The following is a 24,371-nucleotide window of genomic DNA, read 5'->3' on the forward strand; positions in this document are numbered from 1 at the left end:
CGACAGGGGCGATCAGTCATACCGGACCTGGCGACCAGGAACCCCCTCGACGAGGGAGCGCGAGGAAGGTAACGGGGGGCGACGTGTGGCCATGTCGCCCCGGTGGGCCCCCTGCGGGGGGCGACGTGTGGCCATGTCGCCCCGGTGGGCCCCCTGCGGGGGCGACGTGTGGCCATGTCGCCCCGGTGGGCCCCCTGCGGGGGCGATGTGTGGCCATGTCGTCCTCGGCGGCCCTCGTGAGGGCGACATGGCCACACGTCGTCCCGGGGAGCGGTGGCGTGGGGGCGACATGGCCACACGTCGCCCCGGGGAGGGCGCGGGTCAGGCGAAGGGGTCGAGGACGCGGCCCTCGGCGTCCACCTGCGCCTCGACGTCGACGACGAGCTCGCCGGTGGCCAGGCGCACGCGCAGCTGGTCGCCCGGGTCGGCCTCCAGGGAGCTGCGCAGGACGCGGCCGTCGGCGTCCTGCACGACGGCGTAGCCCCGCTCCAGGGTGGAGGCGGGCGAGAGCGTGCGGACGGCGCGGCGCAGGCCGGCCATCTCGGCGGCGTCGCGCTCGAGGACGGCGGCCACGGCCCGTCGGGCCCGGGCCCGGGCCGCCCCGACGGCCTCGCGCCGCTCGGCCAGGCCGCGGCCCGGGTCGGCGAGCACCGGGCGCGCCCGCAGCGACCGCACCTGGGCCGCCTCCGCGGTGAGCCGGGCGTCGAGGGCGCGGCGCAGCCGGTCGCGGGCGCCGGCCACGCCCGCCAGCTCCTCGGCGACCGCGGGCACGACGCGGCGGCCGGCGTCGGTGGGGGTGGACGCGCGGACGTCGGCGACGAGGTCGAGCAGCGGGGAGTCGACCTCGTGGCCGATGGCGCTGACGACGGGCGTGCGGCAGGCCGCCACCGCGCGCACCAGCGCCTCGTTGCTGAAGGGCAGGAGGTCCTCGAGCGAGCCGCCGCCGCGGGCCACGACGACGACGTCGACCTCGTCCGTCGCGTCGAGCTCGGCGATCGCGCGCGAGACCTGGGCGACGGCGTCGACGCCCTGGACGACCACCTCGCGGACCTCGAAGCGGACGCCGGGCCAGCGCCCGCGGGCCGTGACGAGGACGTCGTGCTCGGCGGCGCTCGCGCGCCCGCAGACGAGCCCCACGACGCGCGGCAGGAACGGCAGCGGCTTCTTGCGCTCGGCGGCGAAGAGGCCCTCGGCCGCCAGCACGCGCTTGAGCTCCTCGACGCGGGCGAGCAGCTCGCCGGCTCCCACGGGGCGGATCGCGTCGGCGCGCATCTGCAGGCTGCCCCGGCGCGCCCAGAACTCGGGCGTCGCGCGGACGACGACGCGGGCGCCCTCGACGAGCGCGGGGCCGAGGGCGTCGAGGACGCGCACGGACGTGGTGACCGACAGGGACATGTCGACGTCGGCGTCCCGCAGCACGCAGAAGGCGGTGGCCTGCCCCGGGCGGCGGGTGACCTGCACGAGCTGGCCCTCGACCCAGACGGTGGACATGCGGGCGACGTAGTCGCCGATCTTGGCCGACAGCAGGCGCACGGGCCACGGCTGCTCCGCGGTGGTCGCCGCGGCCGTCGCCGGCAGGCTGCGACGGCCCCCGTCGCCGGCTCCGTCCGGGTCCACCTGCGCGCCTGGGCCGGCGGCGCGGTCCCGGCTCGGCTGCTGGCTCACGCCGTCGACCCTACGCACGGCGCGCCGGTGCTCCGGGGACCCGCGCCTCCCGCGGCCGGGGGCGCGCGGGGAGCGCTGCGTACCCTGGAGGCGTGACCCCCGACCAGCGCCCCGAGCCCCCCGCCGCGCGTCCCGACGCCGCGGGGAGGACCCCCGTGGACGGCGGAGACGCGCCGACCGGCGACGAGCACGAGGGCGCCGTGGCGTCCGGCGACGCCCGCGCCGAGCAGCAGGTCGCCGAGCACGGTGCGTCGTCGTCCGCGGCCGACGCGGCCGCCGCCGGTGACGGGTCGGGCCGCCGGGTGCTGCTCGCCGCGCCCCGGGGCTACTGCGCCGGCGTGGACCGCGCGGTCATCGCCGTGGAGAAGGCCCTGGAGCTGCACGGCAGCCCCGTCTACGTGCGCAAGGAGATCGTCCACAACAAGCACGTCGTCGCGACCCTCTCCGAGCGCGGCGCCGTCTTCGTCGACGAGACCGACGAGGTGCCCGAGGGCGCCACCGTCGTGTTCTCCGCGCACGGCGTGTCCCCGGCCGTGCACGCCTCGGCGGCGGAGCGGCAGCTGAAGACGATCGACGCGACGTGCCCGCTGGTGACGAAGGTGCACAAGGAGGCCGTGCGGTTCGCCAAGGACGACTACGACATCCTCCTCGTCGGCCACGACGGGCACGAGGAGGTCGAGGGCACGGCGGGCGAGGCGCCCGAGCATGTCCAGCTCGTCGACGGGCCCGAGTCCGTCGACGCCGTCACGGTCCGCGACCCCGAGAAGGTCGTGTGGCTGAGCCAGACGACGCTGTCGGTCGACGAGACGATGCAGACGGTCGAGCGGCTGCGCGAGCGCTTCCCCACGCTGCAGGACCCGCCGAGCGACGACATCTGCTACGCCACCCAGAACCGCCAGGTGGCCGTCAAGAAGATCGCTCCGAGCTGCGACCTGCTCATCGTGGTGGGGTCGGCCAACTCCTCCAATTCCGTCCGCCTCGTGGAGGTCGGGCTGCAGCACGGGGCGAGGGCCGCCCACCGGGTGGACCACCGGGGCGAGGTCGACGAGGCGTGGCTCGAGGGCGTCACCACGGTGGGCGTCACCTCGGGCGCGTCGGTGCCCGAGATCCTCGTCACGGACCTCCTGGCCTGGCTCGCCGAGCGCGGCTTCGGCGACGTCGAGGAGGTCCGGACGGCGTCGGAGGACCTGCTCTTCTCCCTGCCCCGCGAGCTGCGCGCGGACCTCAAGGCCGCCGCCGCGATGAAGGCCTGACGCCCCGACCCCGCCCCTCGGCCTCGAAAGGCGACGCACTCCCCCTCGAGTAGCCCTCAGGACGTCGAAAGGCTACGAATCCCGTCCTGGAGGGCTCTCGGGACGTCGGAAGGCTACGAAGTACGCCCAGCGGTGCCGTCCCTCAGCCGGCGCGGCGGGTCGCTTCCGTGCCGCCCGGGCGCTCCCGCCGGTCGGTGGCGTCGGACGTGCCGCGGTCGTCGAGGTCGGCCACGAGCTCCGGGGCCGTGAGCGGCCGCGGCGCGTCGACGAGGGGCTCGGGCGCCGGCAGGTCGTCCTCGACGAGACCCATGTCGGCGAGGCGCCGCGCCGAGACGAGGACGCGCCGCTCGAGGGTGCCGACCAGGCCGTTGTAGTCCTCCACGGCCCGGTGCAGAGAGCGTCCGAGGGCTGACGTGCCGCGGCCCAGGGTCCCGAGGCGGCGGTGGAGCTCGCGGCCCGTGTCGAGCAGGGCGCCGGCGCTGCCCGCGAGGGCGTCCTGCTGCCAGGTCGCCGCGACCGTGCGCAGGAGCGCGAGCAGCGTGGTGGGCGTCGCGAGGACGACGCCGCGGCCCATGGCGTGCTCGAGCAGCGCGGGGTCGGCCTCGCACGCCGCCGCGAGGAAGGACTCGCCGGGCACGAAGCACACGACGAGCTCGGGCGCCGGGGCGAAGGCCTCCCAGTAGCGCTTGCCGGCGAGGTCGTCGACGTGGCCCCGCAGCGCCCGGGCGTGGGCGGCGGCCGCGGCCTGCTGACGGCGCACCGCCGCGCCCGGGTCCTCGCCCGGCCGGGCGGCCTGGGCGGCCTCGAGGAAGGCGGCGAGCGGCGCCTTGGCGTCGACGACGACGCTCTTGCCCCCGGGCAGCCGGACGACGGCGTCCGGCCGGACGCGCCCGCCGTCCGCCCCGGGCGCCGTGGCCTGGTGCTCGACGTCGACGCGGTCGAGCATCCCGGCGTGCTCGACGACGCGGCGCAGCTGGACCTCGCCCCAGGCACCGCGGGCGCTCGGGCTGCGCAGCGCGCCGGCCAGGGCCGTCGTCTCGGTGCGCAGCGCCTCGCCGGAGCGGCGGACGGCCTCGAGCTGGGCCTCCAGGCGGCCCACCTGGGAGGCGCGCTCGGCCTCCAGTGAGCCGACGGTGCGCTCCACGCGCGCCAGGCTGCTCGTGAGCGGCGCCAGACCCAGGGCCAGCTCGTGCTCGTCCTCGCGGGCCGCCTCGGACGTCCGCGCCCGCTCGAGGGCCGCGTCGCGCTCGGCGACCGCCCTCGCCAGGGCGAGCTCGCCGTCGCGGCGCCCCTCGGCGGCGCCCCGCCGCACCCCCGCCCGGTGCGCCGCGAGCGCGGAGCCGCCGACGAGGGCGGCGAGCACGAGGGCGGCGACGAGGGCGACCGCGAGCGTGGACGACGTCATGGCGCGCAGCGTGGCAGCGACCCCCGACAGCCCGACCCCCCGACAGCCCCGGGAGGTCGAACGGCTACGAAGTCCGCGTGAGGGAATTCCGAGGACGTCGAAAGGCTACGAACTCCGTCTCTCGGACCCCGGGGGGCGTCGAGAGGCCACGAACTCCGCCTCTCGGACCTCGTGGGGCGTCGAGAGGCCACGAACTCCGCCCGAAGGCGTCGAGGCCGGCCGGGCGGGGGTGACCGGGTGCGCTGGCAGGGTGGGCCGGTGACCGCGCCGGACCCCGCACCCGCCAACCGCTGGCTCGCCGAGACGGGCGGCACGAGCGGGGCCGAGTACGCCGCCCGCTTCGCCGAGCTCGAGGCCGCGGGGGAGGACGTCCACGGGGAGGCCGCCGCCGTCGACGCGCTGCTGCCCCGCGGGGCGCGGGTCCTCGACGCCGGCTGCGGCACCGGGCGCGTGGCGCTCGAGCTGGCCCGCCGGGGCCACCGAGTCACCGGCGTCGACGTCGACGCCTCCATGCTCGCCGAGGCCCGCCGGGCGGACCCCTCGGCGCGGTGGGTGCTGGGCGACCTCCTCGAGGTCGGGAGCGAGGACGTCGGCGCCCCGCTGGACGCCGCCGTCCTCGCCGGCAACGTGCTCGTCTACCTGGCCCCCGGCACCGAGGCCGGTGCCGTCGCCCGCCTCGCCGGCTGGCTGCGCCCGGGCGGGCTCCTCGTCGCGGGCTTCGCCGCGGACCGCCACGTCGCCCCCGCCGACCTCGAGCGCTGGGCCGCCGCCGCCGGGCTCGAGCCGGTGGCGTCCTGGGGCGGGTGGGCCGGGGAGCCCCCGGGCGGTGGGTGGAGCGTGCAGGTGCACCGCCGCTCCTCGTGACGCCCCGCCCCCCGCGACGACCCGTCCCGCGCGGTGGGCGGGCCACGGCCGTCCGCCCCCGGCGGCTCCGCGGCGCCGGCCCGCCCCGGCGGCTGGGGCCGGCCCGCCGCGCCCCGTAGGCTCCCGTTCCCGTGGCTCTCACCCTCGGCATCGTCGGACTGCCCAACGTCGGCAAGTCGACCCTCTTCAACGCCCTGACGCGCAACGACGCCCTGGCGGCGAACTACCCGTTCGCGACGATCGAGCCGAACGTCGGCGTCGTCCCCCTTCCGGACCCGCGGCTCAAGGTCCTGGCCCGGATCTCGGGCAGCGAGAAGGTGCTGCCCGCCACGGTGTCCTTCGTCGACATCGCGGGCATCGTCAAGGGCGCCTCGGAGGGGGAGGGGCTTGGCAACAAGTTCCTCGCGAACATCCGCGAGGCGGACGCGATCTGCCAGGTCGTCCGCGTCTTCGCCGACCCCGACGTCGTCCACGTCGACGGCCGCGTGGACCCGGCGTCCGACATCGAGACCATCGCCACCGAGCTCGTCCTCGCCGACCTGCAGACCCTCGAGCGCGCGGTCCCGCGCCTCGAGAAGGAGGTCAAGGGCAAGAAGGCCGACCCGGCCGTCCTCGCGGCCGCGCAGGCCGCCGTCGCCGTCCTCGAGCGCGGCACGGCGCTGAGCCACGCCGGCCCGGGCGACGACGTCGACCTCGACCTGCTGCGCGACCTCACGCTGCTGACGACCAAGCCCTTCGTCTACGTCTTCAACACCGACGAGGCGGGCCTGGCCGACACGGCCCGCCGCGCCGAGCTGGAGGCCCTCGTGGCGCCGGCCGGGTGCGTGTTCCTCGACGCGGCCGTCGAGTCCGAGCTGGTCGAGCTCGACCCGGACGACGCCGCCGAGCTCCTCGCCTCCACCGGGCAGGAGGAGTCCGGTCTCGACCAGCTGGCGCGCGTCGGCTTCGAGGTCCTCGGCCTGCAGACCTACCTGACGACCGGCCCCAAGGAGTCGCGCGCCTGGACCATCCGGCGCGGCTGGACGGCGCCGCAGGCGGCGGGCGTCATCCACACCGACTTCCAGCGCGGCTTCATCAAGGCCGAGGTCGTCTCCTACGACGACCTCATTGACGCCGGCTCCCACGCCGAGGCCAAGGCGCGGGGCAGGGTGCGCATCGAGGGCAAGGACTACGTCATGGCCGACGGCGACGTCGTGGAGTTCCGCTTCAACGTCTGACCCGCACCGCCCGCCCCGTCGCCCCCGACCGTGACGCGGGTCGCCGCGGCGACCACCGGGCGGCGCCCAGGCGTCGCGCAGCCGACGCCCAGGCGGCCGGGAGGAGGCGCCCGTGCGGTCACGGACAGGTCTCTTTCTGGTCACAGCACCCACGAGACGCCGGTGGCTGCCGCTCGCGGGCCCGGCGGGTGCTTATCGTCTGCGCCAGCCGGGGTGCTGAGCGCGCCCCTGCCACCACACCCCACGAGGAGGAACCACATGCGCGTCCCCACGCGGACCACGCGCGCCATGGCCATCGCGATGGCCGGCGTCTTCGCCCTCAGCGCCTGCGGCGGCTCGGACGACGGCGGCGGCTCGGGCGACGGCGCCACCGGCGGCGGCGCCGGTGACCCGGACGCCACCTGGAGCATGTACATCGGCCAGCCGGAGAACCCGCTCGTCCCGGGCAACACGTCCGAGACCGAGGGCGGCCAGGTCGTCGACTCGCTCTGGACCGGCCTCGTCCAGTACTCCCGCGAGGACACCTCGGTCGAGTACACCGGCGTCGCCGAGTCGATCGAGTCCGACGACCAGCAGACCTGGACGATCACCCTCAAGGACGGGTGGACGTTCCACGACGGCACCGACGTCACGGCCAGCAGCTTCGTGGACGCGTGGAACTACACCGCGCTGAGCGACAACGCGCAGCAGAACTCGTACTTCTTCGGCAACATCGAGGGCTACGACGACCTGCAGGCGGAGACGGACGACGAGGGCAACGTCGTGGCCCCGCCGGCGGCCACGGAGATGAGCGGGCTCGAGGTCGTCGACGACCAGACCTTCACGGTCACCCTCACCAGCCCCTTCGCGCAGTTCCCGCTGACGCTCGGGTACACGGCCTTCTACCCGATGTCGCAGGCCTTCCTCGACGACCCCGAGGGCATGGCGACCGAGACGCCCATCGGCAACGGCCCGTTCATGGCCGAGGCACCCCTGTCCGACGGCCAGGGCATCGACCTCGTGCGCTACGACGACTACGCCGGTGAGGACGCCGCGCAGTCCGGCGGCGTGAGCTACCGCATCTACACGGACGTCAACACGGCCTACAACGACGTCCAGGGCGGCAACCTCGACCTCGTCGACTCCATCCCGCCGGACGCCATCGCGTCGGCGCAGGACGTCTTCGGCGACCGGTACCTCGAGTCCCCCTCCTCGAGCTTCCAGTACCTCGGCTACCCGCTGTACGACCCCCGCTTCGAGGACGTGCGCGTCCGCCAGGCGATGTCCATGGCCATCGACCGGGACGCCATTAGCCAGGCCATCTTCCAGGGCAGCCGCACGGCCGCCGACGACTTCGTGTCGCCGGTCGTCAACGGCTACCGCGAGGGCGCCTGCGAGTACTGCCAGTACGACCCGGAGGCGGCCGCGGCCCTGCTCGCGGAGACCGACTTCGACACCTCGCAGCCCATCGAGCTGTGGTTCAACTCGGGCGCCGGCCACGACGCGTGGGTGCAGGCGGTGGGCAACCAGCTCCGCGACAACCTGGGCGTCGACTACACCCTGCGGGGCGACCTCGACTTCGCCCAGTACCTGCCGCGCGGCGACGACAAGGGCTTCACCGGCCCGTTCCGCTCCGGCTGGGTGATGGACTACCCCTCCATGCAGAACTACCTCGAGCCGCTCTTCTCCACCGGGGCCCAGCCGCCGGCGGGCTCGAACAACACCTTCTACAGCAGCGAGGAGTTCGACTCGCTGCTGCAGCAGGGCAACTCGGCCGCGACGGACGACGAGGCCGTCGAGCTGTACCAGCAGGCGGACGACGTCCTCCTCGAGGACATGCCGGCCATCCCGATGTTCTTCTCCGTCGTCCAGAGCGTCTGGTCGGAGAACATCAGCAACGTCTACGTCGACCCCTTCACCCGGGTCGACGCGGCGGCCGTCACGGTCAACAGCTGACCCGGGGTAACCTCGACCGCTCCTCACGCCAGGGGTGCGGGTCCCGCGGGACCCGCACCCCTGGTGCGTGAGGGCACCGGCGAGGGCGCCCCTCGGGCCCCTCGTCGGCCAGCTCCAGCGCCGACCCTCCGCCGGCGCCCGACCCGAGGAGGGACCTGTGGGCCGCTACGTCGCGCGCCGACTGCTCCTGACGATCCCCGTGCTCATCGGGGCCTCGTTCCTGATCTTCGCGATGGTGTACGCCCTGCCGGGCGACCCGATCCGCGCCCTCGCCGGCGACCGGCCCCTGCCCGCCTCCGTCCAGGCCGCGCTCCGCGCCGAGTACAACCTCGACGACCCCCTGCTCGTGCAGTACGGCAAGTACGTCCTCGGCCTCGTCCAGGGCGACTTCGGCACCGACTTCAGCGGGCGCCCCGTCCTCCAGACGATCAGCGAGCGGCTCCCCGTGACCGCGACCCTCACGGGGGTGGCCATCGTCTTCGAGATCATCATCGGCATCGCCGCCGGCGTCCTGGCGGGCCTGCGCCGCGGGTCCTTCTTCGACAACCTCGTCCTCGTGACGACGACGCTGCTCGTCTCCATCCCCGTCCTCGTGCTGGGCTTCGTCAGCCAGTACGTGCTCGGGGTCCGGCTCGGCGTCGTCCCCGTCGCGGGCATCAACGAGGGCCTCTACAGCTACCTGCTGCCGGGCCTCATCCTCGCGGCCATCTCGCTGGCCTACGTGGCGCGCCTCACGCGCACGAGCCTGGCCGACAGCCTGCGCGCCGACTACGTCCGGACGGCGCGCGCCAAGGGCCTCGACCGGCGCACGGTCGTCGTCCGGCACACGCTGCGCAACAGCCTCATCCCGGTCGTGACCTTCATCGGCGCCGACATCGGCAGCCTCCTCGGCGGCGCCATCATCACGGAGTCGGTCTTCAACATCCCCGGCCTCGGCCGCGCCGTCTTCGAGTCGATCCAGCGCCAGGAGGGGTCCGTCGTCGTCGGGGTCATCACCCTGCTCGTCTTCTTCTTCATCTTCTTCAACCTGGTCGTCGACGTCCTCTACGCCGTCCTCGACCCGAGGATCCGCTATGAGTGAGCCGAGCACGAGCCAGCGGCGCCGCCCCGACGAGGGCGGCGAGCCCCACGACCGCGAGGAGGACCGGGAGGTCGGCACGACCGCCCTGGCCTCGCCCGACGTCGACGGCGTCGACGAGAAGCAGGCGTCCCTCTGGGGGGACGCCTGGGCCGAGCTGCGCCGCAAGCCCTTCTTCTGGATCGGCGGCGTCCTCGCCGTCTTCTTCCTCCTCATGGCGCTCTTCCCCGCGCTCTTCGCCCGCGGCGCCGACCCGCGCGCGTGCAGCTTGTCGAACTCGGCGCAGCCGCCGTCGGGCGCGCACTGGTTCGGCTTCGACCAGCTGGGGTGCGACTACCAGGCGCAGGTCGTGTACGGGGCCCGCAACAGCCTCCAGATCGGCTTCACCGGGGTCATCGGCCTGCTCGTGGTCGGCGTCGTCGTCGGCGCCCTCGCCGGCTACTTCGGCGGCTGGGTCGACTCCCTGCTCGCGCGCATCACGGACGTCTTCTACGCGCTCCCGCTCATCCTCGGCGCCCTCATCCTGCTGCGGGTCGGGCCGGAGGCGCGGATCTTCGGCCAGCCGGTCCCCATCATCTCCGAGCGCGGCCCGGGCGCCATCGCCCTCGCGCTCGTCTTCTTCGGGTGGATGACGGCGATGCGGCTCGTGCGCTCGCAGGTCATCGCCATCAAGAGCTCGGACTACGTGGCGGCCGCCCGCGCCCTCGGCGCCGGTCCGATGCGGATCCTCGTCCGGCACATCCTCCCGAACGCCGTCGCACCGGTCATCGTCTACGCGACCATCACCGTCGGCGCCCTCATCGCCGCCGAGGCCGCCCTCACCTACCTGGGGGTCGGGCTGCAGCGGCCGAACTACTCGTGGGGCCTGCAGATCAGCGACGGCCAGAACCTGCTGCGCACGGCTCCGCACCTCGTCCTGATCCCGAGCGCCGTGCTGTCCCTCACGGTCATGGCGTTCGTCATGATGGGCGACGCCCTGCGCGACGCCCTCGACCCGAGGCAGCGCTCATGACCAGCCCCGTCCACGGCAGCGGCGGCTCGCACGCCGCCGGCACCCGCATCGACGACGCGCAGGCGACGGCGTCCCCCCGCACGGGCGCGCCCGTGCTCGAGGTCGACGACCTGCACGTGGAGTTCCGCTCCCGCGGGCCCGTGGTCAACGCCGTCAACGGGGTGAGCTACTCGATCGCCCCGGGCGAGACCATGGCCATCCTGGGCGAGTCCGGCTGCGGCAAGTCCGTGTCCGCGCAGGCGATCATGGGCATCCTCGACGTCCCGCCGGCGCACATCACCGGGGCGATCCGCTTCGAGGGGCGCGACATGCTCCAGATGGGCGCCGAGGAGCAGCGCAAGATCCGCGGCCCGGGCGTCTCGATGATCTTCCAGGACGCGCTCTCGGCCCTGAACCCCGTCTACAGCGTCGGGGACCAGATCGGCGAGATGTTCCGCGCCCACCAGGGCGCCTCCAAGAAGGAGGCGAGGGACAGGGCCGTCGAGCTCATGGACCGGGTGCGCATCCCCGCGGCCCGCCAGCGCGTCGACGACTACCCGCACCAGTTCTCCGGCGGCATGCGCCAGCGCGTGATGATCGCCATGGCGCTGGCCCTCGACCCCAAGGTCCTCATCGCCGACGAGCCGACGACGGCGCTCGACGTCACGGTGCAGGCCCAGGTCATGGACCTGCTCAAGGACCTGCAGCGCGACACCGGGATGGGGCTCATCCTCATCACGCACGACCTCGGCGTCGTCAACGAGGTCGCCGACCGGGTCGCCGTCATGTACGCGGGCAAGGTCGTGGAGACGGGCAGCATCGACGACGTCTTCACGCGCCCGGCGCACCCCTACACGCGGGGGCTCATGTCCTCGATCCCCGTGCTCGACGGCAAGGGGCAGCGCCTCAACCCCATCGTGGGCGCCCCGCCGAGCCTGGCCCGCATCCCCGCGGGCTGCTCCTTCCACCCGCGGTGCCCCATGGCGCGTCGCGGCGACGGCGGCCGTCCCGACTGCGCGGGCGACGTCCCGCCGCTGCGCGAGGTCGCCGCGGGCCGCCGCGCGGCGTGCCACTACAGCGAGGAGCTCCTCCATGGCTGACACCCAGACGCGTCCCGAGCGCCGGACGAGCGAGGCGCGCCGGCGCTGGGAGGGGAGCGGCGAGCCGCTCCTGCAGATCCGCGGCCTGGCGAAGCACTTCCCGCTGCAGCAGGGCATCGTCTTCAAGAAGACGGTCGGCCACGTGCGGGCGGTCGACGGGGTCGACCTCACCGTCGACCGCGCCGAGACCGTCGGGCTCGTGGGGGAGTCCGGCTGCGGCAAGAGCACCGTCTCGAAGCTCCTCGTGGCGCTCGAGCGGCCGACGGCCGGTGAGATCGTCTACAAGGGCGAGGACGTGTCCCAGATGCGCGGGAGCGCGCTGAAGGACTACCGCCGCGAGGTCCAGATGATCTTCCAGGACCCGTACTCGTCGCTGAACCCGCGCATGACGGCGGGCGACATCGTCGCCGAGGGCTGGGCCGTGCACCCCGACGTCGCGCCCCGCAAGGGCCGCGACAAGCGCATCCGCGACCTGCTCGACCGGGTCGGCCTCAACGCGGACTACGCCAACCGCTACCCGCACCAGTTCTCGGGCGGGCAGCGCCAGCGCATCGGGATCGCCCGCGCGCTCGCCATGAGCCCCGAGCTCATCGTCTGCGACGAGCCGGTCTCGGCCCTCGACGTGTCGGTGCAGGCGCAGGTGATGAACCTGCTCGAGGACCTGCAGAAGGACCTGGGGCTGTCCTACCTCTTCATCGCCCACGACCTGTCGGTGGTCCGCCACATCTCGCACCGGGTGAGCGTCATGTACCTCGGGCGGATCGTGGAGACGGGCACGGACGCGGACGTCTACGGCCACCCGTCGCACCCCTACACCCAGGCGCTGCTGTCGTCGGTCCCCGTCCACGAGCCGGCGCTGCGCGGCAAGGGCGACCGGATCCTCCTCAGCGGCGACGTCCCCAGCCCGGCGAACCCGCCGTCGGGGTGCCGCTTCCGCACCCGGTGCTGGAAGGCGCAGGACGTCTGCGCGGAGGAGGACCCGCAGCTGCGCGACCGCGGCCAGGGCCACCCGTCGGCCTGCCACTTCGCCGAGGACCACCAGGTCGTGCCGACGACGGACGACCTGCCGGGCTGAGCCCCGGCGCGAACGCGACGACGGCCGGTCCCGGCGACGGGGCCGGCCGTCGTCGCGTCCAGGCGCGGCGCACGCAGGTGGCCGGCGGGCGGCGTGGTCACGGTCCGGCGTCGTTCTGCCCGGGACGCCTCTCCTGGTTGGCCAGACCGTCACGTGCGGTGTTATCCAGTACGACGAACATGCGCCGTGCACCGCCGCCCGGCGCTCGCAGACCGAGCGGCGGAGCACCAGCCGCGGAGGAGGAGCACGCGCATGAGCAGCACGACCACGAGACCGCCCGCGGGCGGCCGGCCCGAGCAGGGCCCGACCCCGGAGGACGCCGGGGCCAACAGGTTCGGCATCGCCCCCTGGGTCTTCTTCCCGGCGCTCGCGATCGTCCTCGCCTTCGTGGTGCTGACGCTCGCCTTCACCGACACGGCGACGCAGGTCTTCTCGACGATCCAGAGCACCATCGTCGGCGACGTGGGCTGGTACTACACCCTCCTCATCGCCTCCTTCGTCATCTTCTCCCTGTGGGTCGGCATCGGCCGCTACGGCTCGATCAAGCTGGGCAAGGACGACGACGAGCCGGAGTTCCGCCTCCCCGTCTGGTTCGCGATGCTCTTCGCGACGGGGATGGGCATCGGGCTCGTCTTCTGGGGCGTGGCCGAGCCGCTCAACCACTTCGCGAGCCCCCGCCCGAGCGTGACGGGGAACGAGCAGCAGCTCGCCGAGCAGGCCATCACCCAGTCGTACATCCACTGGGGCGTCCACGCCTGGGCCATCTACGTCGTCGCCGGCCTCGGCATCGGCTACGCGGTGCACCGCAAGGGCCGTCCGATCTCCATCCGCTGGGCGCTCGAGCCCATCCTCGGCGACCGCGTCAAGGGCGGGCTCGGCCACGCCATCGACGTCATCGCCGTCGTCGGGACGCTCTTCGGCGTCGCGACGTCGCTCGGGTTCGGCGTGTCGCAGATCGCCGCGGGCTTCGACTTCCTCGGCTGGTTCGAGGCGAACAACACGCTGCTCGTCGTGCTCGTCGTCGTCATCACCGGCATCGCGACCGTCTCGGTGGTCAGCGGCCTGGGCAAGGGGATCAAGATCCTCTCGAACGGCAACATGGTCCTCGCCGCGGTGATCCTCGTCGCCGTCCTGCTCGCCGGGCCGACGCTCTTCCTCCTGCGCGACTTCGTGCAGTCCATCGGCAACTACCTGACGAACGTCCTGCAGCTGACCTTCAGCACGTCGGCCTACCAGGGCCAGGCCGGCGAGGCCTGGCAGGCGGCGTGGACGACGTACTACTGGGGCTGGTGGGTCTCCTGGGCGCCCTTCGTCGGCGTCTTCATCGCCCGCATCTCCAAGGGGCGCACCGTCCGCGAGTTCGTCGCCGGCGTCCTGCTCGTCCCCACCATCGTCACGTTCCTGTGGTTCTCCGTCCTCGGCGGCACCGCGCTGTACCAGGAGGTCTTCGGCGACGGCGGCTACGTCGGGGCGGACGGCTCGGTCGACACGAACACGACCCTCTTCACGCTGCTGTCCGGCATCCCCGGCGGCGTCATCTGGGTCGTCGCGGGCATCATCCTCATCACGCTCTTCTTCGTGACCTCGTCGGACTCGGGCTCGCTCGTCGTCGACATGCTGACGAGCGGCGGCGACCCCAACCCGCCGACGTGGAGCCGCGTCCTGTGGGCGGTGCTCGAGGGGGCGGTGGCCATCGCCCTGCTCCTCGCCGGTGCGGGGACGCTGAGCGCCCTGCAGACGGCGTCGATCATCACGGCGCTTCCCTTCAGCCTCGTGATGATCGGGATCATGCTGTCGCTGGCGCGTGCCTTCAAGGGCGAGCTCGAGGTGCGCCAGCGCGTGCAGCGGCAGATGGAGCGCCGCGAGATGGCGCAGGAGGCCTCGGAGCACGTCTTCGGGCAGCTCGAGGAGTACTCCCTCGACCAGCACGCCGCGAACGGCAACGGCAGCAGCAACGGCAACGGGAACGGCGCCGCCAACGGGCGCCGGGACGGCGGCGTGAAGGTCCTGCGTCGTCGCCGCCGCGAGGCGTCGAAGTAGGCGCCAGCACCGACGCACCGGACCCCCGGCTGTGAGGAGGGCCCGGTCGTGAGGAGGGCCCGGTCGTGGTGAGGGGCCGTCTCGTGACGAGGGTCCGGTCGTGAGCGGCAGCCGGCTCGTGGTCGCCGCGGCGCTCGTCGACGACGTCGCCCGCCCCGGCAGCGTCCTGGCCGCCCGCCGCAGCGCCCCGGCGTCGCTCGCCGGGGGGTGGGAGCTCCCCGGGGGCAAGGTCGAGCCGGGGGAGGACCCGGCCGCGGCGCTGCACCGCGAGCTGGCGGAGGAGCTCGGCGTCCGCGTCGCGCTGGGGCCGCGCCTCGCCTCCGGCGAGCCCGACGGCGACTGGCCCCTGTCCTCCGCGCTGCGGATGCGCGTGTGGCTCGCGCGCGTGGTGGAGGGGCAGCCCGCGCCGCTCGAGGACCACGACGAGCTGCGGGTGCTGCCCGGGGACCGGTGGGGCGACGTCGCCTGGCTGCCCGGCGACGTCGCCCCGCTGGAGGCGCTCGCCCGGTCCTCGGGGTGGGCGGGCGGGTGAGCCCTGGGTGGGCGGGCGGTGAGCCCTGGGTGGGCGGGCGGGTGAGCCGCCCGCGGCTCAGCCGGTCTGGCCGGAGGCGTCCGGCACGTCACCGTCCGGGCGGGGCGGCTCGCCGTCGCGCTGGGGGAGCTGCGCCATGCCGGCCTGCTGGATCGGCGAGGGGCCGAGCTCGTCGAGGAGCTGCTGCATGCGGTGGTAGGCGCGGTCGCGGTAGGCGATGAGCTCGTCGAGCTGCTCGGGGCCGAGGTCGTAGAAGCCGCCGCCGTTCTTCGTGCCGTGCCGCCCGGCGTCGACGACGTCGGTGAGCAGCTTCGGCGCGGACAGGCGGTCCCCGAAGCCCTCCTGCAGCGTCCCGAAGCCGCGCACGTAGGTGTCGAGACCGGCCATGTCGGCGATGGCGAAGGGGCCGAAGAAGGGCAGCCGGAAGCCGAAGGTCGTGCTGACGACCGTGTCGACGTCCTGCGGGGTCGCGACGCCCTCCTCCACGACGGCCATGGCCTCCTTGAGCAGGACGAACTGGAGGCGGTTGAGGACGAAGCCGGGGACGTCGGCGACCTGGGCGCTGCGGCGGCCCATGCGGGCGAGCAGCTCCTCGACGGCCTCGACGACGGCCGGGTCCGTGTGCTCGCCGCTGACGAGCTCGACGCCGGGGATGAAGGGCGCCGGGTTGGAGAAGTGCACGGTGAGGAAGCGGCTCTTGTCGCCGATCGCCGCCGAGAGCACCTCCACCGGGATGGTCGAGGTGTTGGTGCCGATGATCGCGTCGGCGCGGGCGGCCGCGTCCACCTGCCGCAGGACGTCGAGCTTGAGGTCGGGGATCTCCGGAACGGCCTCCTCGACCCAGTCGACGTCGGCGACGGCGTCCTCGAGGGACTCGCGCGGGTGGAGGTTCGCCTCGACGGCGTCGGCCGCGCCGGCGGGGTAGAGCCCGTTCTGCTCGAAGACGCGCGCCTCGCGCAGCAGTCGCTCGTGGTTGGTGCGGGTCGTCTCGGCGTCGGCGTCCGCGAGCTGCACGGGCACGCCGGCGATCGCGAGCGACTGCGCGATGCCGCCGCCCATGTACCCGGTGCCCACGACGGCGGCGCTCTCGATGCGGCGGACTGCCACGGTGCTTCTCCTCGCGTCGGCGGCCCGGCGACGTCGCCGCGCCTCGTCGCCCCAGTCTGTCGCCCACCGGTCCCCGGCGGGCGCGGGCGTCGCGCTCGACCGGCCGGCCGGCGCCGGGGCCGGGCCGGTCAGCGGGGGCGCGGCTCGTAGCGCTCGAGCCGGTGCGTGCGGCGCACGAGCGCGCGCAGGTCCTCGAGCGCTCCCGCGACGGCGCCGGTCGCCCGCGCCTGCACGAGGACGTTGCCGAGCGCGGTCGCCTCGACGGGCCCGGCGAGGACGGGGCGGCCGCACGCGTCCGCGGTGAGGCGGCACAGCAGCGCGTTGCGGGCCCCGCCGCCGACGACGTGGACGACGTCGACGTCGCGGCCGGAGAGGCGGACGGCGTCCTCGACCGCTCGGGCGAAGGCCTGCGCCAGGCTGTCGAGGACGCACCGGACGACGGCGGCCCGCTCGACGGGCACGGGCTGCCCGGCGGCCTCGCACGCCCGCCACACCCGCCCGACCATCGGGCCGGGCGGCAGGAACGCCGCGTCGTCGACGTCGACCACGGGGCCCCCGGCCGGCAGCTCCCCGGCGGCGGCGAGGAGGCCGCCCAGGTCGACCTCCCCGCCGGTGCTCCCCTCGAGGCGCCACTCCTCGAGGCAGCCCTGCAGGACCCACAGGCCCATGACGTTGTGGAGGTAGCGGACCCGCCCGTCGACGCCGCGCTCGTTGGTGAAGCCCGCGGCCAGGCTGTCGGGCGAGAGCACCGGCTCCTCGAGCTCGACGCCGACGAGCGCCCAGGTGCCGCAGGCGACGTAGGCGAAGCGCTCGTGCTCGGCCGGCACGGCCACGACGGCGGAGGCCGTGTCGTGGCTGCCGACCGCGACGAGATCGGTGGCGCCGAGCCGCGCGGGCTCCGCGACGGCGGGGAGCAGCGGGCCGAGCGCCGTCCCCGCGTCCACCACGTCGGGCAGCAGGGCGGGGGGGACGCCCGCCAGACGCACGAGGTCGGGCGCCCAGCGCCCGGTGCGCACGTCCGCGAGGCCCGTCGTCGACGCGTTGGTCGACTCCGCGACGCGCCGCCCGGACAGCCAGAAGCCGAGCAGGTCGGGCAGGAGGAGGAGCTGGTCGGCGCGCTCGAGCAGGGGCCCCGCGGCCTCGACGACGAGCTGGTAGATCGTCGTGAAGGGCAGGTGCTGGAGCCCGTTGCGCGCGTACAGCTCCTCGGCCGGCAGCCGCCGGTGCACCTGCTCGGCGACGCCGTCGGTGCGGGCGTCGCGGTAGGAGCGGGGGTTGGCGAGCAGGCCGCCGCCCGCGTCGAGCAGCGCGTAGTCGACGGCCCACGTGTCGACGCCGACGCTGCGCACGCCGTCGGTGCCGGCGGCCCGGCCGGCTCGCGCGAGGCCCGCCAGCGCGTCCTGCCACAGGCCGAGGACGTCCCAGTGCAGGCGCGGCTCCCGGCCGTCCGCGCCGGCGGCGACCTCGACGGCCCCGTTGCGGAAGCGCGCGACCTCCTCGAGGTCCAGGAGGTCGGGGCCGACGCTCCCGAGCATGACGCGCCCGCTGGAGGCCCCGAGGTCGACGGCGGCGTGCCGGCTCACCGGGCGCCCCCCGGGGCGGCCCCGGCGCGTCGCGGGGGCCGTCATCGCAGGAAGGCCGCGGCGACGCCCGAGTCGACGGGCACGTGCAGGCCGGTGGTCCGCGACAGCTCGCCGCCGGTGAGGACGAAGACGGCGTCCGCCACGTGCTCGGGCAGCACCTCGCGCTTGAGGAGCGTGCGCTGCGCGTAGAAGGCGCCGAGGTCCTCCTCGGGGATGCCGTAGGTCTTCGCGCGCTGCGCGCCCCAGCCGCCGGCGAAGATGCCCGAGCCGCGCACGACGCCGTCGGGGTTCACGCCGTTGACCTTGACCCCGTGCTCGCCGAGCTCGGCGGCGAGCAGGCGCACCTGGTGGGCCTGGTCGGCCTTCACGGCGGAGTAGGCGATGTTGTTGGGCCCGGCGAAGACGCTGTTCTTGCTGGAGATGTAGACGACGTCGCCGCCCATGCCCTGGGGGACGAGCACCCGCGCCGCCGCCTGCGACACGAGGAAGCTGCCCTTGGCCATGACGTCGTGCTGGAGGTCCCAGTCCCTCTCGGTCGTCTCCAGCAGGGGCTTGGAGATCGACAGGCCGGCGTTGTTGACGACGAGGTCGAGCCCGCCGAAGGCGAGCACGGCGTCGCGCACGGCGGCGGCCACGGCCTCCGGGTCGGACACGTCGACGGCGACGCCGACGGCGACGTCGGCGCCCTTCGCCCCGGCGATGCCCGCGGCGGCCTCCTGCGCCTTCGCGAGGTCGAGGTCGGCGACGACGACGCAGGCGCCCTCGGCCGCGAGGCGCGTGGCGACGGCCTTGCCGATGCCGGAGGCGGCGCCGGTGACGAGCGCGACGCGGGTCGCGAGCGGCTTCGGCCGGGGGCGACGGGCGAGCTTCGCCTCCTCCAGCGCCCAGTACTCGATGCGGAACTTCTCCGCCTCGTCGATGGGCGCGTAGGTGCTCACGGCCTCGGCGCCGCGCATGACGCCGATGGCGTTGCGGTAGAACTCGCCGGCCACCCGCGCGGTCTGCGCGTCCGCGCCGTAGGTGAACATCCCGACGCCGGGGACGAGGACGACGGCGGGGTCGGCGCCGCGCATCGCCGGGCTGGCCGCGTCGGCGTGGCGCTCGTAGTAGGCCGTGTAGTCGGCGCGGTAGGCCTCGTGCAGCGCGGGCAGGCGCTCGAGGACCTCCGCGAGCGGCGCGGTGGCCGGCAGGTCGACGACCAGGGGGCGGACCTTCGTCCGCAGGAAGTGGTCCGGGCAGGAGGTGCCGAGCGCGGCGAGCCGCGGGTGCTCCGAGCGGGCGAGGAAGTCGAGGACGGCGGGGGAGTCGTCGTAGTGGCCGACCTGCGGGGCGTCGGTGGACGCGAGCCCGCGCAGCACCGGCGCCAGGGCCGCGGCGCGCTCGCGGCGCTCGGCCTCGGGGAGGGCGCCGTGGCCGTCGAGCTCGTCGCCGAAGGGGTGGACGCCCGATGCCGCCTCGCGCTCGGCGAGGAAGCGCTCGGCCGTGCGGACGATCTCGAGCGACCGCTCCTGGCACCCCTCGCTCGTCCGGCCCCAGGCCGTGATGCCGTGCCCGCCCAGCACGCAGCCGATCGCGCGGGGGTTCGCCCGCGCCACCTCGGCGATGTCGAGCCCGAGCTGGAAGCCGGGGCGGCGCCACGGCACCCACGCCACGCGGTCGCCGAAGACCTCGCGGACGAGCGCCTCCCCGTCGGCGGCGGTGGCCAGGGCGATGCCGGAGTCGGGGTGCAGGTGGTCGACGTGGGCGGCCTCGACGAGGCCGTGCATGGCCGTGTCGATGGAGGGCGCCGCACCGCCGCGCCCGTGCAGGCAGTAGTCGAGGGCGGCGACCATCTCGTCCTCGCGGTCGACGCCCGGGTAGACGTCGACCAGGGCCCGGAGCCGGTCCAGGCGCAGGACGGCGAGGCCCTCGGGCCTCAGGGTGCCGAGGTCGCCGCCGGAGCCCTTGACCCACAGGAGCTCGACCTCGCCGCCGGTGGCGGGGTCGACGTCGACGCCCTTCGCGGAGGTGTTGCCGCCGGCGTAGTTGGTGGTGGTCGGGTCGGCCCCGAGGGCGTTGGAGCGGGCGACGAGGTCGTCGACGGGGGTGCTCACGCGGGTCTCCTGGTCGGCGTCGGGGGAGGGGGTGGTCGGACCGTCGCTGCTGCCGCCGGGCACGCCGGGCATCAGGCGCCCCACCCGGCCTGCGTGCCGCCGACGCGCTCGGAACGGACCCGGTCGAGGTAGCCCGACGCCATGAACGCGCGGTAGGGGTCGGCCGGCAGGCCGCGGCTCTCGCGGACCTCGGCGAGCAGGGGGCGCACGTCGGTGCTGTAGGCGTCCATGAGCAGGCCGTTGGCCGCGAGCACGTCACCGGACCGCTGCGCCTCCCCGAGCGCGTCGCGGTCGACGAGCAGCGCCTTCGCCGTCGCCTCCTGGACGTTCATCACCGAGCGGATCTGGCCCGGGACCTTCTCCTCGATGTTGTGGCACTGGTCGAGCATGAAGTTGACGCCCGAGTCCGGTCGCAGGGCGTCGCCCCGCACGATCTCGTTCATGATCCGGAACAGCTGGAAGGGGTCGGCCGCGCCGGCCATGAGGTCGTCGTCGCCGTAGAAGCGCGAGTTGAAGTCGAAGGCGCCGAGCCGGCCCGCGCGCAGCAGCTGCGCCACGATGAACTCGATGTTGGTGCCGGGCGCGTGGTGGCCGGTGTCGAGCACGACCATCGCCTGCTCGCCCAGCGCCAGGCAGTGGAGGAGCGACGTGCCCCAGTCCGGGATGTCCATCGTGTAGAAGTACGGCTCGAAGAACTTGTACTCGAGGACGATCCGCATGTCCGCGTCGAGCCCGGCGTAGATCTCGGCCAGTGACTCGGCGAGGCGGTCCTGCCGGTCGCGGATGTCGTCCTGACCCGGGTAGTTCGTGCCGTCGGGCAGCCAGATCTTGAGGTCCTTCGAGCCCGTCGCACGCATGACGTCGAGGCACTGCAGGTGGTGCTCCACCGCCTTGCGCCGGACGGCCGGGTCGGCGTGGGTCAGCGACCCGAGCTTGTAGTCGTCGTCCTGGAAGACGTTGGAGTTGATCGTCCCCAGCGTCACGCCCTCGTCGGCGGCGTGCGCGGAGAGCTTGCCGAAGTCGTCGACGAGGTCCCACGGGATGTGCAGGGAGACGCGCGGGGCCGCGCCGGTGTGCCGGTGCACCTGGGCGGCGTCGCTGATCTTCTCGAAGGGGTCGCGGGGGACGCCGGCGGTCGGGAAGACCTTGAAGCGGGTGCCCGCGTTGCCGAAGGCCCAGCTCGGCAGCTCGATCGTCTGCTGCGCCAGCGCGTCCACGGCGACCTGCCGCCGCGTCTCGGGGGTGGTCATCGGGGGCCTCCGGTCGGGGCGGTGTCGGTGGTCGGGCGGGAGCCGGGCGCGGGTCCCGGAGGGTGGCCCGCGGTGCGCTGGGCGTCGAGGTCGAAGACGAGCGCCAGGCGGGCCGCGCCGGTGTCGGGGCGGCCCCCCGGCAGGTCGGCGAAGAAGGGCGCCATGTCGGCCTGCCAGCGGGCGTTGACCTCGGTGGCGTCCATGGCCGCCTGGGCGGCGTCGAGGTCGTCGGCCTCGACGGTGCCGACCAGGAGCCCGTCCTCGCGCAGGAAGAGCCGGTAGTCGCGCCACCCCGACGCCGCGAGGGCCTCGAGCATCTCCGGCCAGACCGCGGAGTGCCGGCGGGTGTACTCCTCGAGGCGGTCGGGGCGCACCTGGAGGGTGAAGCAGTAGTGGGGCACCGTCGCTCCTCGGCTCGTGAAACGTTCCATACCCTAGGGGCCGGTGGGCGCGGCGGTCAACGCCCGCGACCACCGCTCGCGGCCGAGCGGCCCGGCCCCGCGAGGGACCGGGCCGCTCGACGCGAGCCGCGGTCAGCCGCCGGGGACGACGGCCGTCGCCGTGGCGGTGAGCCCCCGAGACCCGGCCGGTGGCCACGGCCTCCTGCTCACCCGCACCGGTCCGGGGGCGGCCGCCCGGGCGCTCGACCGCTTCGCGGCGGTGCTGCAGCGACCCGGGGCCGGGGGCGGGTGCGAGCGAGGACGCCGCCAGCGTCCTCGGCTGCCGGGCCCGCGTCGCGGCCGGGCTCCTCGACGGTGCGCCGCGCGGCTGAGGTCCCCGCCGCGGCGCCCGGCGCCGCACCCCCGCGCCCGGCCGCCGGTAGCGTCGGCGGCCGGGCCCGCGGCCCGGGGCGGGCCGGCGCGCCCCCGAAGGGGTGCGGGCCGGCGGAGCGGGGGCCGGGAGGGGCGGATGGCGAGCGTCAAGGACGTCGCGCGGGCGGCGGGGGTGTCCGTCGGGACGGTGAGCAACGTGCTCAACCGGCCGGACGGCGTCAGCCCGCTCCTGCGCGAGCGCGTCGAGAAGGCCATCGCCGAGCTCGGCTTCGTGCGCAACGAGTCCGCGCGCCAGCTGCGCGCGGGCTCGAGCCGCACCATCGCCGTCGTCGTGCTCGACGTGGCCAACCCCTTCTTCGCGGACGTCGTCGCGGGGGCGGACGCCGCGGCCGAGGAGCACGACGACCTCGTCATCGTCTGCAGCAGCGCCGGGTCCGCCGAGCGCGAGGCTCGGCACCTGCGCCGGCTCGAGCAGCAGCGCGTCCTCGGCGTCCTGCTCAGCCCGGTGCTCGACGGGACGAGCGCGGCGCAGGCCGAGGTCCGCCGCCGGGGAACCCCGGTCGTCCTGCTCGACCGCGGGACGCCGGACCCGGACCAGTCCTCCGTGGCGGTCGACGACGTCCGCGGGGGCGCGCTCGCCGGCGAGCACCTGCTGGACCTCGGCCACCGCCGGCTCGGCTTCGTCGGGGGGCCGCTCGGGCTGCGGCAGGTGGGGGAGCGGCTGCAGGGCCTGCGCTCGGTCTCCGGCGGCGCCGAGGTGCTCGTCGTCGAGAGCGCCGGGATGTCCGTCCGCGCCGGGTCGCAGGCAGCCGCCCAGGTGCTCGGCCTGCCGCCCGGCGAGCGCCCCACGGCCCTCTTCTGCGCCAACGACCTCCTGGCCATCGGGGTCCTCAACGAGTGCTTGCGCCGAGGCGTCCGGGTGCCCGACGACGTCGCGCTCGTCGGGTACGACGACATCAGCTTCGCGGCGACGACGACCGTCCCCCTCACCTCCGTGCGGCAGCCGCGCGAGCTCCTCGGCCGCACGGCCGTGCGGCTCCTGCTGGAGCAGGTGGCGGCGGGACGCCCGGGCGGGCGCCCGGCGGGCCCCGGCGAGGGGGTCCTCTACAGCCCCGAGCTCGTCGTCCGGTCCTCGACCACGTCCCGACGGTCCTCCGGGGTGGTGGGCTGACGCACGGGCCCCCGGCCGGCGCTCCTGCTGCGCCGCTGTGACGGTGCGGTCACGGAAGGTCCGGCCCCTTGACCCGCGCGTCCAGGGGCGTCTAGCGTCCGGACACCCGATGAAACGATCCATCTCGATCGTCGACCGCTCGGGTCCCCGCCGACGAAGGAGTGGCGCAGCCATGAAGCGACACGTCAGCACCGCCGCGGTCCTCGCGGCCCTCGCCCTGGGCGTCTCCGCCTGCGGCACCGGTTCCGGCGGCTCGGCCCCGGCCGGCGACGGCGGGGCCTCGGGGAGCAGCGGCGGCGGGGGCGGCGACGTCCCCTCGGTCGCCTTCGTGCCCAAGCTGCAGGGCGTGCCCTACTTCGAGGCGATGAACACGGGTGGCCAGGCCGCCTGCGAGGAGATCGGCTGCGAGTGGCTCTACCAGGGCCCCGTGGAGGCCGACGCGGCGGCGCAGTCCGACGTCGTGCGCTCCTTCGTGCAGCAGGGCGTCGACGCGCTCGTCGTGGCGCCGAACGACCCCGACTCGATCTCGCCGCTGCTCCAGCAGGCCGCCGACGCGGGCATCGCCGTCGCGACGTCGGACACCGACGCCCCGGACAGCGTCCGGCAGGTCTTCGTCGAGCAGGCCTCGACCCAGGGCATCGGCGAGGGCCTCACCGACGCCCTCATGGAGGCCATGGGCGGCTCCGGCAAGTACGCGATCGTCTCCTGCGGCGAGACCGCGCAGAACCTCAACTCCTGGATCGAGGTCCAGCGCAGCTACACCGCGGAGGCCTACCCCGACGCGGAGATCGTCGACGTCGTCTACGCCGGCGAGGACCAGGCCCGGGCCACCCAGCTCGCCACCGACCTCATGAACGCCAACCCCGACCTCACGGGGCTCGTCGGGGAGTGCACGTCCTCCGCCCCGGGCGTGGCGCAGGCCGTGCGCGACGCCGGCCGCACGGGCGAGGTCTTCACGGTCGGCCTCGGCACGCCCCAGGCGATGCTGCCCTACCTCGAGGACGGGTCCTCCTCGGCGGCGATCCTCTGGGACGTCGAGGCGCTCGGGTACCTCACCGCCTACGCCGGCACGCAGCTGGCCGCGGGCGAGGGCTTCGACGACCTCTCGGCCGTGACGGACACCTACCCCGACGTGACCTACGACGACGCCACGAAGACGCTGCTCCTCGGCCCGCCGCTGCGCATCACGGCCGACAACGCCGGCGACTACGACTACTGACGCCGGCGTCCGCACCACCG

Annotated in this window: 19 protein-coding genes; 12 read left to right on the forward strand and 7 right to left on the reverse strand. The window is 74.8% G+C overall.

The features are described 5' to 3' along the window. Window positions 1–321: 321 nt before the first annotated feature. Entirely contained in the window at window positions 322–1,617 is a 1,296-nt protein-coding gene (gene xseA / locus Q0789_RS13725) for an exodeoxyribonuclease VII large subunit (protein ID WP_366917743.1), read from the reverse strand. Window positions 1,618–1,967: 350 nt separating this feature from the next. On the opposite strand from xseA, the gene Q0789_RS13730 reads away from it, so the two are divergent. Beyond that, window positions 1,968–2,918, forward strand: coding sequence for a 4-hydroxy-3-methylbut-2-enyl diphosphate reductase (locus Q0789_RS13730; protein WP_363326011.1), 951 nt, complete (start codon window positions 1,968–1,970; stop codon window positions 2,916–2,918). A gap of 142 nt (window positions 2,919–3,060) precedes the next feature. Here Q0789_RS13730 and Q0789_RS13735 read toward each other — a convergent pair whose 3' ends face one another. Beyond that, on the reverse strand, window positions 3,061–4,323 hold the full coding sequence (locus Q0789_RS13735; protein ID WP_298806151.1) for a DNA recombination protein RmuC: 1,263 nt from the start codon (window positions 4,321–4,323) through the stop codon (window positions 3,061–3,063). Between the two features lie 258 nt (window positions 4,324–4,581). Between Q0789_RS13735 and Q0789_RS13740 the strand changes: the two genes are divergently transcribed. From Q0789_RS13740 to Q0789_RS13780, 9 genes are all read left to right on the forward strand, one after another. Next, a complete protein-coding gene (locus Q0789_RS13740; protein WP_298806153.1) occupies window positions 4,582–5,187 on the forward strand; it encodes a bifunctional 2-polyprenyl-6-hydroxyphenol methylase/3-demethylubiquinol 3-O-methyltransferase UbiG in 606 nt (201 codons plus the stop codon). A gap of 131 nt (window positions 5,188–5,318) precedes the next feature. Further along, window positions 5,319–6,404 carry a redox-regulated ATPase YchF gene (gene ychF, locus Q0789_RS13745; protein WP_298806156.1) on the forward strand — a complete coding sequence of 362 codons (1,086 nt, stop codon included), beginning with the start codon at window positions 5,319–5,321 and terminating at the stop codon, window positions 6,402–6,404. Between the two features lie 258 nt (window positions 6,405–6,662). After that, entirely contained in the window at window positions 6,663–8,339 is a 1,677-nt protein-coding gene (locus Q0789_RS13750) for an ABC transporter substrate-binding protein (protein ID WP_298806158.1), read from the forward strand. Between the two features lie 157 nt (window positions 8,340–8,496). Then, entirely contained in the window at window positions 8,497–9,420 is a 924-nt protein-coding gene (locus Q0789_RS13755) for an ABC transporter permease (protein WP_298806160.1), read from the forward strand. Further along, window positions 9,413–10,429, forward strand: coding sequence for an ABC transporter permease (locus Q0789_RS13760; RefSeq protein WP_298806162.1), 1,017 nt, complete (start codon window positions 9,413–9,415; stop codon window positions 10,427–10,429). The genes Q0789_RS13755 and Q0789_RS13760 overlap by 8 nt, the downstream gene beginning before the upstream one ends. Further along, complete coding sequence (locus Q0789_RS13765) at window positions 10,426–11,508, forward strand: ABC transporter ATP-binding protein (protein ID WP_298806164.1); 1,083 nt, start codon at window positions 10,426–10,428, stop codon at window positions 11,506–11,508. Before Q0789_RS13760 ends, Q0789_RS13765 begins: the two co-directional genes overlap by 4 nt. Beyond that, window positions 11,501–12,583 (forward strand): ABC transporter ATP-binding protein, encoded by a 1,083-nt coding sequence (locus Q0789_RS13770; RefSeq protein WP_298806166.1) that lies wholly within the window; start codon window positions 11,501–11,503, stop codon window positions 12,581–12,583. Before Q0789_RS13765 ends, Q0789_RS13770 begins: the two co-directional genes overlap by 8 nt. A 252-nt stretch (window positions 12,584–12,835) precedes the next feature. Further along, window positions 12,836–14,623, forward strand: a complete 1,788-nt coding sequence (locus Q0789_RS13775; RefSeq protein WP_298806168.1) for a BCCT family transporter — start codon at window positions 12,836–12,838, stop codon at window positions 14,621–14,623. 100 nt (window positions 14,624–14,723) lie between these two features. Beyond that, window positions 14,724–15,155, forward strand: a complete 432-nt coding sequence (locus tag Q0789_RS13780; protein ID WP_298806170.1) for a (deoxy)nucleoside triphosphate pyrophosphohydrolase — start codon at window positions 14,724–14,726, stop codon at window positions 15,153–15,155. A gap of 57 nt (window positions 15,156–15,212) precedes the next feature. Here the strand turns inward: Q0789_RS13780 and Q0789_RS13785 are convergent, their stop codons facing one another. The 5 genes from Q0789_RS13785 to Q0789_RS13805 all read right to left on the reverse strand — a co-directional run bounded on the left by Q0789_RS13785 (window position 15,213) and on the right by Q0789_RS13805 (window position 21,589). Further along, on the reverse strand, window positions 15,213–16,262 hold the full coding sequence (locus tag Q0789_RS13785; protein WP_298806173.1) for a 3-hydroxyacyl-CoA dehydrogenase family protein: 1,050 nt from the start codon (window positions 16,260–16,262) through the stop codon (window positions 15,213–15,215). Between the two features lie 128 nt (window positions 16,263–16,390). Next, the gene (locus tag Q0789_RS13790; protein WP_298806175.1) at window positions 16,391–17,845 is read right to left on the reverse strand and encodes a rhamnulokinase family protein; all 1,455 of its coding nucleotides are present in this window, start codon (window positions 17,843–17,845) and stop codon (window positions 16,391–16,393) included. A 41-nt stretch (window positions 17,846–17,886) separates the two neighbouring features. Beyond that, entirely contained in the window at window positions 17,887–20,010 is a 2,124-nt protein-coding gene (locus tag Q0789_RS13795; RefSeq protein WP_366917742.1) for a bifunctional aldolase/short-chain dehydrogenase, read from the reverse strand. Next, window positions 20,010–21,188, reverse strand: coding sequence for an L-rhamnose isomerase (rhaI, locus tag Q0789_RS13800; RefSeq protein WP_298806179.1), 1,179 nt, complete (start codon window positions 21,186–21,188; stop codon window positions 20,010–20,012). Before rhaI ends, Q0789_RS13795 begins: the two co-directional genes overlap by 1 nt. Then, window positions 21,185–21,589 carry an L-rhamnose mutarotase gene (locus Q0789_RS13805; RefSeq protein WP_298806181.1) on the reverse strand — a complete coding sequence of 135 codons (405 nt, stop codon included), beginning with the start codon at window positions 21,587–21,589 and terminating at the stop codon, window positions 21,185–21,187. The genes rhaI and Q0789_RS13805 overlap by 4 nt, the downstream gene beginning before the upstream one ends. A gap of 508 nt (window positions 21,590–22,097) precedes the next feature. On the opposite strand from Q0789_RS13805, the gene Q0789_RS13810 reads away from it, so the two are divergent. Further along, window positions 22,098–23,132, forward strand: a complete 1,035-nt coding sequence (locus Q0789_RS13810; RefSeq protein ID WP_298806183.1) for a LacI family DNA-binding transcriptional regulator — start codon at window positions 22,098–22,100, stop codon at window positions 23,130–23,132. Window positions 23,133–23,304: 172 nt separating this feature from the next. After that, window positions 23,305–24,351 (forward strand): autoinducer 2 ABC transporter substrate-binding protein, encoded by a 1,047-nt coding sequence (locus Q0789_RS13815; protein ID WP_298806185.1) that lies wholly within the window; start codon window positions 23,305–23,307, stop codon window positions 24,349–24,351. Window positions 24,352–24,371 lie beyond the last annotated feature (20 nt).

It is taken from the genome of uncultured Pseudokineococcus sp. (assembly GCF_947499845.1).
Taxonomy (GTDB): Bacteria; Actinomycetota; Actinomycetes; order Actinomycetales; family Quadrisphaeraceae; genus Pseudokineococcus.

Bases quoted from the DNA above. Each gene is read 5' to 3' on its own strand.
- Q0789_RS13735 (WP_298806151.1), bottom strand. From the start codon at position 4,323: ATGACGTCGTCCACGCTCGCGGTCGCCCTCGTCGCCGCCCTCGTGCTC.
- Q0789_RS13750 (WP_298806158.1), top strand. From the start codon at position 6,663: ATGCGCGTCCCCACGCGGACCACGCGCGCCATGGCCATCGCGATGGCC.
- Q0789_RS13760 (WP_298806162.1), top strand. From the start codon at position 9,413: ATGAGTGAGCCGAGCACGAGCCAGCGGCGCCGCCCCGACGAGGGCGGC.
- Q0789_RS13765 (WP_298806164.1), top strand. From the start codon at position 10,426: ATGACCAGCCCCGTCCACGGCAGCGGCGGCTCGCACGCCGCCGGCACC.
- Q0789_RS13770 (WP_298806166.1), top strand. From the start codon at position 11,501: ATGGCTGACACCCAGACGCGTCCCGAGCGCCGGACGAGCGAGGCGCGC.
- Q0789_RS13775 (WP_298806168.1), top strand. From the start codon at position 12,836: ATGAGCAGCACGACCACGAGACCGCCCGCGGGCGGCCGGCCCGAGCAG.
- Q0789_RS13795 (WP_366917742.1), bottom strand. From the start codon at position 20,010: ATGCCCGGCGTGCCCGGCGGCAGCAGCGACGGTCCGACCACCCCCTCC.
- rhaI (WP_298806179.1), bottom strand. From the start codon at position 21,188: ATGACCACCCCCGAGACGCGGCGGCAGGTCGCCGTGGACGCGCTGGCG.
- Q0789_RS13810 (WP_298806183.1), top strand. From the start codon at position 22,098: ATGGCGAGCGTCAAGGACGTCGCGCGGGCGGCGGGGGTGTCCGTCGGG.
- Q0789_RS13815 (WP_298806185.1), top strand. From the start codon at position 23,305: ATGAAGCGACACGTCAGCACCGCCGCGGTCCTCGCGGCCCTCGCCCTG.